We start from the raw sequence: 9,932 nt of genomic DNA, 5'->3' as shown, positions 1-9,932 counted from the left end.
CCGCTCAGCCACAAACGACTCAAGGCACGATGGGCCGATCAAAACCTGCTTAGCCTCTTTACTCATATGCGATAGCCCTGCCCTCATGGGGGGAGATTGGCAGTTTCGGTCCCGGCGCTTTTCTTGCGATGCAAATGATTGGCGAGAACCCTCGCGACATCCGATCTCCCCCCTTGAGGGGGAGATGTCCGGCAGGACAGAGGGGGGCGCCCGGGCTCAACCTTGGCAGCCCTTCCAGTGCCCATGACCGACTACAAAACCCTCATCGACGCCGAGACCTGGGCCTTCATCGAGCGGACCAATTCCTACTATCCGCCCGACACGATCGATTACACGATCGCGCAGCAGCGCGAGATCTACGACCTCATGTGCCGCGAATTCTTTGCCGGCTACCCGCAAGGCGTCGCGGTCGAAACCTCCGCCATTGCGACGCGCACGCGCGAGATCCCGATCCGCATTTGCCGAAGCGCACGCCAAGCAGCCGTGACGGTGCTGTATTTCCATGGCGGCGGCTTCATTTTCGGCGGCCTGAACAGCCATGACGATGTCTGTGCCGAACTCTGCGACCGCACCGGCTACGAGGTGATCTCGGTCGATTACCGGCTGGCGCCGGAGCACTTGCATCCATCGGCCTTCGACGACGTGATGAGCGCCTTCGAATGGGCTGGCATCGCCCGCAGCCACCCAATTCTTCTGTGCGGCGACAGCGCCGGCGGTAACCTTGCCGCTGCCGTCAGCCACGCGACGCGCGGCCATGCGAAACGGCCGATCGGCCAGGTGCTGATCTATCCCGGTCTTGGCGGCGACCGGTCGAAGGGATCCTATCTCAGGCATGCCGAAGCGCCGATGCTGACCATGCGCGACCTCGAATTCTACAAGAACATCCGCACCGGTGGGCGAGACGGCACCGGCGACATCACGCAGTCGCCGCTTGCCGACGCCGATTTCGCCAACCTGCCGCCGACGGTGTTGATCACCGCCCAATGCGACCCGCTGTCGTCCGACGGCGAAGCCTATCGCGACCGCATCGTCGCGGCTGGCGGACGGGCATATTGGTTCGAGGAACCGGGCCTGGTGCACGGCTATCTCAGAGCCCGGCACACGGTCGGCCGTGCCCGCGCGAGCTTTACCCGGATCGTCGATGCAGTGGCCGCCCTTGGACAGGGCGCCTGGCTCTGGTGAGCGGTTTTATCGTCTCGCGGTTTGCGCCTTATTGCACGGCCGCGGCCGCCGACCGGCCGGCGCTGCGGCCGGAAAAGATGCAGCCGCCGAGGAAGGTGCCCTCAAGCGCCGCATAGCCATGCACGCCGCCGCCGCCGAAACCGGCGGCTTCGCCGACGGCGTAGAGCCCGGCGACCGGCTGGCCATCGGCACCCAGAACGCGGCTGTCGAGGTCGGTCTGCAGGCCGCCCAGCGTCTTGCGGGTCAGGATGTTGAGGCGCACCGCGATCAGCGGGCCGTTTGCCGGGTCGAGCATCTTGTGCGGCTTGGCCGTGCGGATCACCCGGTCGCCGAGATAGGCGCGGGCGCCGCGCAAAGCGGTGATCTGCATGTCCTTGGAGAACGGATTGTCGAGTTGCCGGTCGCGGGCGCGGATTTCGCGCTCGACCTGGGCGACGTCGAGCAGCGGCTCGCCGCCGGCGAGCGCATTCATGCGCGCGACCAGCGTCGGCAGATCCGCCTCGACGATGAAATCCTCGCCCTTCTCCATGAAGGCTTTCACCGGACCCGGAATGCCTGAGGTGGCGCGGCCGAGCACCTGGCGCCAACTCTTGCCGGTCAAATCGGGATTCTGCTCGGACCCCGACAGCGCGAACTCCTTCTGGATGATTTTCCTGGTCAGGATGAACCAGGAATAGTCGAAGCCGGTGCTCATGATGTGGGAGAGCGTTCCGAGCGTGTCGAAGCCGGGATAGAGCGGCACGGGCAGGCGCTTGCCGCGTGCGTCGAGCCACAGCGAAGACGGGCCGGGCAGGATGCGGATCGCATGATCGGTCCAGATCGGCGACCAGTTCTTGATGCCCTCGACATAGTGCCACATGCGGTCGCGGTTGATGATCGAGCCGCCGGCCTGCTCCGTGATCGCCAGCATGCGGCCGTCGACATGATCGGGCACGCCGGCGATCATGCGCTTTGGTGCCGCGCCGAGCCGCTGCGGCCAGTTTTCCCGGACAAGCTGATGATTGGCGCCGATGCCGCCGGAGGCGACGATCACCGCCTGCGCTCGGAATGCGAAATCGCCCGCGATGTCGCGTGAACTCTTGTGGCCGCGCTCGACAGTGCTCGGCTGCAGTATGTCGCCGCGCACACCGTCGACGGTAGCACCCGTGCGGGTCAATTCATTGACGCGGTGGCGGAATTTGAAACTGATCAGCCCCTGCTTCTGGGCCTCGCGCACGCGCTGGACGAAGGGTTCCAGCACGCCCGGGCCAGTGCCCCAGGTGATGTGGAAACGCGGTACCGAATTGCCGTGGCCGATGGCATTGCCGCCGCCGCGCTCGGCCCATCCCACCACGGGGAAAAATTTCAGGCCGCGCTGAAGGAGCCAGGAGCGTTTCTCGCCGGCGGCGAAGCCGACATAGGCTTGCGCCCATTGGCGCGGCCAGAAATCCTCGGGCCGATCGAAAGCCGCTGTGCCCAGCCAATCCTCCAGAGCCAGATCGTGCGAATCGCGGATGCGCATGCGCCGCTGCTCGGGCGAATCGACAAGGAAAAGGCCACCGAACGACCAGAATGCCTGGCCACCGAGCGACTGCTCCGGCTCCTGGTCGACGATGATGATCCGTTTGCCGGCCTCGGCAAGTTCGGCGGCGGCAACCAGCCCGGCAAGGCCGGCGCCGACAATGATCACGTCCGCGTCGTCAGACATTTCCCCTCCCAATCAGCCGGCTAAGCTCAGACTGTCTCCCAGCTATCCTTGCCGCCGGCGCGGAAGATGGCGTCGATGACTTTCTGGTTGAGCACGGATTCCTCCAGCGTGAAGACGCGCTCCTTGCCGCCCTGTGCCGCACGCGCGAAGGTCTCGACCTCCAGCCGGTATTGCTGCGTGCCGGGAAAGCGGAACACTTGCGCCTCGGTGTGGTTCTGGTTGTGCAGTTCGACCCGGTGATGGTCGTACAGCCCGGCGTTGAAGGGCGAGAACACTTCGATGAAACCCTTCTCGCCGTGGAACACCATGACCTGGCGCGCCGCCATCTGCGTCGACAGGTAGAAGGACAGTTCGAAGTCGCCGAAATCGGCGCGGATCGAGGAGTAGATGTCGGTGCCGAATTTCTCGTCGCGTTCGATTGTCGCCTGCACGCGCAGCGGCTCCTTGCCAGTCGAAAAGCGCGTCGACACAGTCGGATAGACGCCAATGTCGGGCAGCGCGCCGCCGCCGAGATCGAGCTTGTTGCGCATATTGTTGGGGTCGACATTGTAGTAGGAGAACGCGCCCTGCACATGGCGCAGCCGGCCGATCGCGCCGCTGGCGATGAGATCGCGCACCTTGATCCATTGCGGGTGGTAGATGACCATGAACGCTTCGCAGACGAGCACTTTTTTGGCGTCGCGCAGCTTGATCAGCGGGAGAATGTCCTTGGCGTCGAGCGCCAGCGGCTTTTCGACCAGCACATGCTTGCCGGCTTCGATGGCCTTGGCTGTCCATTCGACATGTTGCGAGGTCGGCAACGGGATGTAGACGCCGTCGATTTCGTTGGAGGCGAGCAGGTCCTCATAGGAGCCGAAGGCATGGCGGGCGCCAAAGCGCTCGGCCAGTGCCTTGGCCTTCGACAGGTCGCGACTGGCGATCGCCGACAGCACACCATTCTCCGCCTCGACCATCGCCGGCAACAAATGCTCGCGGCCGATCTTGGCCGTGGACAACACACCCCATCGAAACATCAGGCTTCTCCATCACGATTTACAGGCCACGAGGTTTGCCCGATATCGGAAGAAAAGCCAATTGGAGACTATCCATCGAAGCGCGCCTGCCCAATCAGCCAGTGGAGAATAATCGCGCCCCAGCCGTAGCGGGTCGTGCTGTTGGTGATCGATGTTTGCATAGGACGTGAACGAATGTTGGTGAGGCTTTCTTCCACCCTCCCCCTTGAGGGGACCCACAAGGGGGAGGGTGAGCGCGCTTTACCCACTCACCTTGAAGAAATAGACGAAGGCGCGCAGCGCCGGGCGCATCTGGCGGCGACTGGGGTAGTAGACGAAGAACCCGTCGAAGGGCGGGCACCAGTCCTCCAGCACGCGGATCAGCCGGCCGTCGGCAAGCGGTGCCCGCACATAGTCCTCGAAGACGAAGGCAAGCCCGGCGCCATCGACCGCTGCTTGCGCGATGAGCTGATCCTCATCGAGGATCAGTGGCCCCTGCGTGGCGATCTCGATCACCTCGCCATTCCTCTCGAACTCCCAGCGGTAAAGGATGCCGCTGGAGAAGCGGAAGCGGAGGCAGCGATGGTCGGCAAGGTCGCGCGGGTGGCGCGGTCTGGGCATGGCCTCGAAATAGGATGGGGCGCCCACCACCGCGCCACGAATGTCCGGCCCGATCCGCACCGCGATCATGTCACGTTGCAGACTCTCGCCGAGCCGAACGCCGGCATCGAAACCGCCTTCGACGACATCGGTGAAGCGGTCCTCGATGGCGATCTCCAGCACGATGTCGGGATAGGCCGCGGCAAAAGCGCCAAGCCGTGGCGTCAGCACCAGATGCGCTGCCGTACGGGGTACGCTGAGCCGCAGATTGCCGGCAGGCCGATCGCGCGCTTCGATCGCCGTCTCCAGCGCCAGGTCGATCTCCGAAAGAGCTGGGCGCAATCGCTCCAGCAACTGCGCGCCTTCTTCCGTCGGCGCGACGCTGCGGGTGCTGCGCGCCAACAGGCGTACGCCAAGCCGTGTTTCCAGGCTGGACACGGCGTGACTTACCGCCGACGGCGCGATTGCCAATTCCTTGGCCGCGCCGCGAAAGCTGCCGCATTGGGCAACGGTTGCCAGCACTGCCAGCTGTGAAAGATGTGCTCGGTTCATTGATCTACTTTTTAGAACAACCCGTACACACATGAACGTATTATCGAACGCAAAGCAAGGCGCTATCTTCCAGGCATCACAACAAGGAGACGCGTGATGCAAACCCGCAAGCTAGGAACTGAATTGAACGTCTATCCGGTCGGCCTCGGCTGCATGGGCATGAGCTTCGCCTATGGCGGCCAGGCGGAAGCCGACGCGATCACCACCCTGCACCGCGCCGTCGAGATCGGCGTCAACTTCTTCGACACGGCGGAAGTCTACGGCCCCTTCGAGAACGAGATCCTGCTCGGCAAGGCGCTGAAGTCGGTGCGTGACAAGGTGACGATCGCGACCAAGTTCGGCTTCAAGATCCTGGAAGAAGGCACCGGCATCGATCGCATGGCCGGTGTCGACAGCCGTCCCGAGCACGTCAAGGCCGTTGCCGAGGCGTCGCTTAAGCGATTGGGCACCGACGTCATCGACCTTTACTACCAGCATCGCGTCGATCCCAACGTGCCGATCGAGGATACGGTCGGCGCCATGGCCGAACTGGTGCGCGAAGGCAAGGTGCGCGCGCTCGGCCTGTCGGAGGCGAGTGCCGCGACTATCCGCCGGGCGCATGCCGTGCATCCGATATCAGCCGTGCAGAGCGAATATTCACTGTGGAGCCGCGACCCGGAAGACGAGGTGTTCGCCGTCTGCCGCGAACTCGGCATCGGCTTTGTCCCTTACAGCCCGCTCGGCCGTGGCCTGCTGACCGGCACGATCGCCAAGCCCGAGGCACTGAGCGACGACGACTGGCGCCGTGGCCTGCCGCGTTTCCAGGCTGATGCGATGGCGGCGAATGCCAAGGTTGTCGCCACGCTGGAGAAGCTGGCGGCTGAAAAGGGCGTGACCACGGCACAGCTGGCGCTGGCCTGGGTGCTGCACCAGGGCGACTTCATCGTGCCGATCCCCGGCGCGCGCAAGATCCGCCATCTTGAGCAGAACACGGCTGCGGCGGAGATCGAGCTGAGCGCTGCCGAGGTAGCGGCCATAGGCGATGCGCTGTCGCCGGACAAGGTCGTTGGCAAGCGCTACACCGAGGAGTTGCTGGCGCTGGTGAATGGGTGAGTCAGGTCACCGTTGGAGGGGCGCTTCGGCGCCCCTTTTTCATGCGAACGTGACAGCGAAGGTTGCGAGAAGTCAGCGCGAAACACCCCCCTCTGTCCTGCCGGACATCTCCCCCGCAAGGGGGGAGATCGGATGCCGTTGCTGCTTTCGCCAATCGCCAAGGTTGCAAGAGGAGCGACAAGGCCGAAGCTGCCAATCTCCCTCCTTGCGGGGGAGATGGCCGGCAGGCCAGAGGGGGGTGCCTCGCGCCGACATTTTCTTATTCCGGCACTTCTACCACGGCACCACTGAAATCTCCGGCCAGGTCTCCTTCGCACGCTTGCCCTTCACCTCATGCGTGCGCTGATTGTCCATCACCCGGTTCGGCACGATGCGGAACGAGAAGATGTCGTCGAGCCCGAACGGCGCAACCAGATCGAGCTGCCCGTCCGCGTCGTGTCGCACACCGACCGCGTGGGTCTTAGAGGCGAAATAGCTGACGGATTCGCTGGAGCTCGTGTAGCGCGGGCAGGATTGACCGAACTTCTGCGGATACCACAGATGCACCCGCGCCTGGTTGCGCACCTCGACCGGCAGAGGCAGTCCTTCGAAATGCGCCGCCGCGCGGCGGATCACCGCGTCCTCCGCCTCATAAGACAGGTCGCTGTCATCGAAATAGAACAGGTCGACATCTTTGATGCCATAGCCCGGCTGCTTGCCGGTCAGATGGTTCCAGACAGAGTTGTAGAGAGCGCCGGAGACGATCAGCCAGTCGGCAAGACCAAGCGCGCGGGCATGCGTCAGCGCTTCGCGAACAAGCGGATCGGCCGAGACGATCTCAAGAAACGCCGTGCGTTGCGTTTCGAAAGGAAGGCCGGAATAGCGCAGATGGTCCATCGCCCTTTGGACGGCGATTCGCCACCTGCCTGCAAGTCTTGGTTCCTGCGCAATCCCCAAGGGAAAGCGCTATGCGTTTTTACCGGGAAAATCGCTACGCAGTTTTCCCAGAATTGCTCTAGCCGCGCAGAACGCCGCCGGTCTGCTTGCCGACATTATCGACGATGCGCTTGGCCAGCGCCTCGAAATCCTCGTCGGTCAACGTCTTCTCGACCGGCTGGATCGATACTTCGATGGCGATCGACTTCTTGCCCGCTCCGAGCGATGCCCCTTCGAAAATATCGAAGACCGAAACGCCTGATATCAGCTTCTTGTCGGCGGCGAGCGCTGCGCGCACCAGCGTGCCGGCCTCGAGGGTCTTGTCGACGACGAAAGCGAAGTCGCGCTTGACCATCTGGAAGGCGGAGAGCTCGAGCTTCGGCTTGGTCTTCGTCGGCTTGGCCTTCGGCTCGGGCACGGCATCGACGAACACTTCGAAACCGCAGAGCGGCCCGGAAGCGTCGAGGCCCTCAAGCGTCTTCGGGTGAAATTCACCGAAGGTGCCGAGCACGGTTTTCGGGCCGAGCTTGATCGTACCGGAACGGCCGGGATGATACCAGGCCGGACCACCCGCCTCGATCTGCAGCCGCTCGACCGGCGCACCGCAGGCTTCGAGCGCGGCGATGGCGTCGGCCTTGGCGTCGAACACGCCGACCGGACCGGAATTGCCGGCCCAATTGCGGCCGGAGCCGTCGAGCTTGGCGGTACCGCGGCGCACCCCGGCGGCCACGCGCCGCTGCTGGTCCGCGCCATCGCCTTCATAGGTGCCCGAAACTTCGAACAGCGCCACGTCGCCGATGCCCCTGTCGGCGTTGCGCTGGGCAGCGGCGATCAGCCCCGGCAAAAGCGAGGGCCGCATGTCGGACATGTCGGCGGCGATCGGGTTGGCGAGTTTCAATGCCGTCTGGCCACCGCCGAACAGTTCGGCGTGCCTGGCCGGTATGAACGACCAGGTGACGGCTTCCATCATGCCGCGTACGGCAAGCGCTCGCTTGGCCGTGCGGGTGCGGACCTGCAGCGTGGTGAGTATCCTTGCGTTGACCGCGTCATGCGCGCCGAGCGGCTGCGGGGCGATGTTGTCGACGCCGTGGATACGCATCACCTCCTCGACCAGGTCGGCCTTGCCGTCGATATCCGGACGCCAGGACGGCACCGCCACATCGATGACGTCACCCGAGCCCTCAGGCCTGAAGCCAAGGCGCGACAGGATATGGCGACTCTCCGATGTTGGCACTTCGATGCCGGTCAGCCGCTTCACTTCCGAGAGCGGGAAGGAGACGATCCTGGGCGTGTGGCCGGCATAGCCTGCCACTTCGATCTCCGTCGGCGTGCCGCCGCAGAAATCGAGCACCAATCTGGTCGCCAGTTCGACGCCGGGCACCATGAATTCGGGATCGACGCCGCGCTCGAAGCGGTAGCGCGCGTCGGTGATGATGCCAAGCGTGCGGCCGGTGCGGGCGGTGGTGATCGGATCCCAAAGGGCGGATTCGATAAGCACGTCAGTGGTGCTCTCGTCACAGCCCGAATGCTCGCCGCCCATGATGCCGGCGATCGACTCGACGCCATTGTCGTCTGCTATGACGCACATCTCCGGTGTCAGCGTGTATTCGCGGCCATCGAGCGCCTGTACCTTTTCGCCATCGCGCGCGCGGCGTACGACTAGGTTGCCGGCAACCTTCTTGGCGTCGAACACATGCAGCGGCCGGCCGCGGTCGAAGGTGACGTAGTTGGTGATGTCGACCAGCGCGCTGATGGGTCTCAGACCAATGGCGATCAGCCGCTGCTGCAGCCATTTCGGTGACGGGCCGTTCTTGACGCCCTTGACCAGCCGCAGCGCGAAGCCGGGGCAGAGTTCCGGCGCCACGATCGTCACCTTGACCGGGCACATGCCGGCGCCGACATGGGGCATGATGGCGCCGCCGACGAGGCGGCCAAGCCCGCTCGCCGCCAGATCCCTTGCGATACCATAGACGCTGGTGGCGTCCGGCCGGTTCGGCGTCAGGTTGATCTCGATGACCGGATCGTCGAGATGCGCATAGGCAGCGAAGCTGGTGCCGACAGGCGCATCCTCAGGCAGGTCGATGATGCCGTGGTGCTCGTCGGAAAGTTCCAGCTCGCGCTCAGAACACATCATGCCATGGCTTTCGACGCCCCTGATCTTGCCGACCGTCAGCGTCACGTCGATGCCGGGAACATAGGTGCCGGGCGCGGCAAAGGCGCCGATCAGACCGGCGCGGGCATTGGGCGCGCCGCAGACGACCTGCACCGGTGGCTTGCCGTCGCCCGTATCCACGGTCAGCACACGCAGCCGATCGGCATCGGGATGCTGGACCGCCGTCAGCACCTTGGCGATGACGAAGGGTTTCAGGCTCGACTTGTCGTCGACATGCTCGACTTCGAGGCCGATCGAGGTCAGCCGCTCGACGATCTCGTCGAGCGAGGCGTCGGTCTCGAGATGATCCTTGAGCCAGGAGAGGGTGAATTTCATTGGATTGTTCCGTCTGGTCTTTTGACGCTTGTTTTCAGATGTCTCGGCAGGTCGTCGGAGATATGCAGGAAGGGAAGCTGCTCGCTGACATAGGCATGCAGCGTCGGCTTGAAATCGGCCGGCATGTCCATGGCGCCGAGCATGAAATAGATGTCGTCCTCCAGCCGCTCGTCGACATAGGCGATGGGTGAGCCGCAGATGCCGCAGAACGAGCGCGTCACCGGGCCGTTCTCGAACATCTTCAGCGCCTTGCCGGTGAACGCGACCTGACCGGCCAGGAAGCCGACAAAGGCCGATACCGGCGCGCCGCTCGCCCGCCGGCAATCGCCGCAATGGCAATAGCTGACGTGGTGCGGGTAGGCCGCAGCCGCGCAACGCCCGGCGCCGCCCCGCCCCCCGCCGGGGGGGGGCGGGGGCATGCGCG

8 protein-coding genes are annotated in these 9,932 nt (G+C 64.3%); 2 read left to right on the top strand and 6 right to left on the bottom strand.

The annotated features are described in order from the left end of the window. Nucleotides 1-243 precede the first annotated feature (243 nt). Nucleotides 244-1,182 (top strand): alpha/beta hydrolase, encoded by a 939-nt coding sequence (locus NKH57_RS32445; protein WP_352950397.1) that lies wholly within the window; start codon nucleotides 244-246, stop codon nucleotides 1,180-1,182. Between the two features lie 28 nt (nucleotides 1,183-1,210). Here the strand turns inward: NKH57_RS32445 and NKH57_RS32440 are convergent, their stop codons facing one another. The 3 genes from NKH57_RS32440 to NKH57_RS32430 form a co-directional block, all read right to left on the bottom strand. After that, nucleotides 1,211-2,869, bottom strand: coding sequence for an FAD-binding dehydrogenase (locus NKH57_RS32440; RefSeq protein ID WP_352950395.1), 1,659 nt, complete (start codon nucleotides 2,867-2,869; stop codon nucleotides 1,211-1,213). A gap of 26 nt (nucleotides 2,870-2,895) precedes the next feature. Continuing rightward, on the bottom strand, nucleotides 2,896-3,882 hold the full coding sequence (locus tag NKH57_RS32435; RefSeq protein ID WP_023761166.1) for a Gfo/Idh/MocA family protein: 987 nt from the start codon (nucleotides 3,880-3,882) through the stop codon (nucleotides 2,896-2,898). 240 nt (nucleotides 3,883-4,122) lie between these two features. Next, entirely contained in the window at nucleotides 4,123-5,013 is an 891-nt protein-coding gene (locus NKH57_RS32430; protein WP_352950392.1) for a LysR family transcriptional regulator, read from the bottom strand. A 96-nt stretch (nucleotides 5,014-5,109) separates the two neighbouring features. Between NKH57_RS32430 and NKH57_RS32425 the strand changes: the two genes are divergently transcribed. Further along, nucleotides 5,110-6,105 (top strand): aldo/keto reductase, encoded by a 996-nt coding sequence (locus NKH57_RS32425; protein WP_352950390.1) that lies wholly within the window; start codon nucleotides 5,110-5,112, stop codon nucleotides 6,103-6,105. 273 nt (nucleotides 6,106-6,378) lie between these two features. Here the strand turns inward: NKH57_RS32425 and NKH57_RS32420 are convergent, their stop codons facing one another. From NKH57_RS32420 to NKH57_RS32410, 3 genes are all read right to left on the bottom strand, one after another. After that, nucleotides 6,379-6,981 (bottom strand): nucleotidyltransferase family protein, encoded by a 603-nt coding sequence (locus tag NKH57_RS32420; RefSeq protein ID WP_352950388.1) that lies wholly within the window; start codon nucleotides 6,979-6,981, stop codon nucleotides 6,379-6,381. 118 nt (nucleotides 6,982-7,099) lie between these two features. Further along, nucleotides 7,100-9,508, bottom strand: coding sequence for a phenylalanine--tRNA ligase subunit beta (pheT, locus tag NKH57_RS32415; RefSeq protein WP_352950386.1), 2,409 nt, complete (start codon nucleotides 9,506-9,508; stop codon nucleotides 7,100-7,102). After that, entirely contained in the window at nucleotides 9,505-9,927 is a 423-nt protein-coding gene (locus NKH57_RS32410) for a GFA family protein (RefSeq protein WP_352950399.1), read from the bottom strand. The genes pheT and NKH57_RS32410 overlap by 4 nt, the downstream gene beginning before the upstream one ends. Between the last annotated feature and the right edge of the window lie 5 nt (nucleotides 9,928-9,932).

This window comes from Mesorhizobium sp. M1050 (assembly GCF_040318715.1).
Taxonomy (GTDB): domain Bacteria; phylum Pseudomonadota; class Alphaproteobacteria; order Rhizobiales; family Rhizobiaceae; genus Mesorhizobium.
The sequence above is the reverse complement of the archived record's forward strand: the minus strand, read 5'-3'. Positions and strand labels throughout refer to the sequence as shown.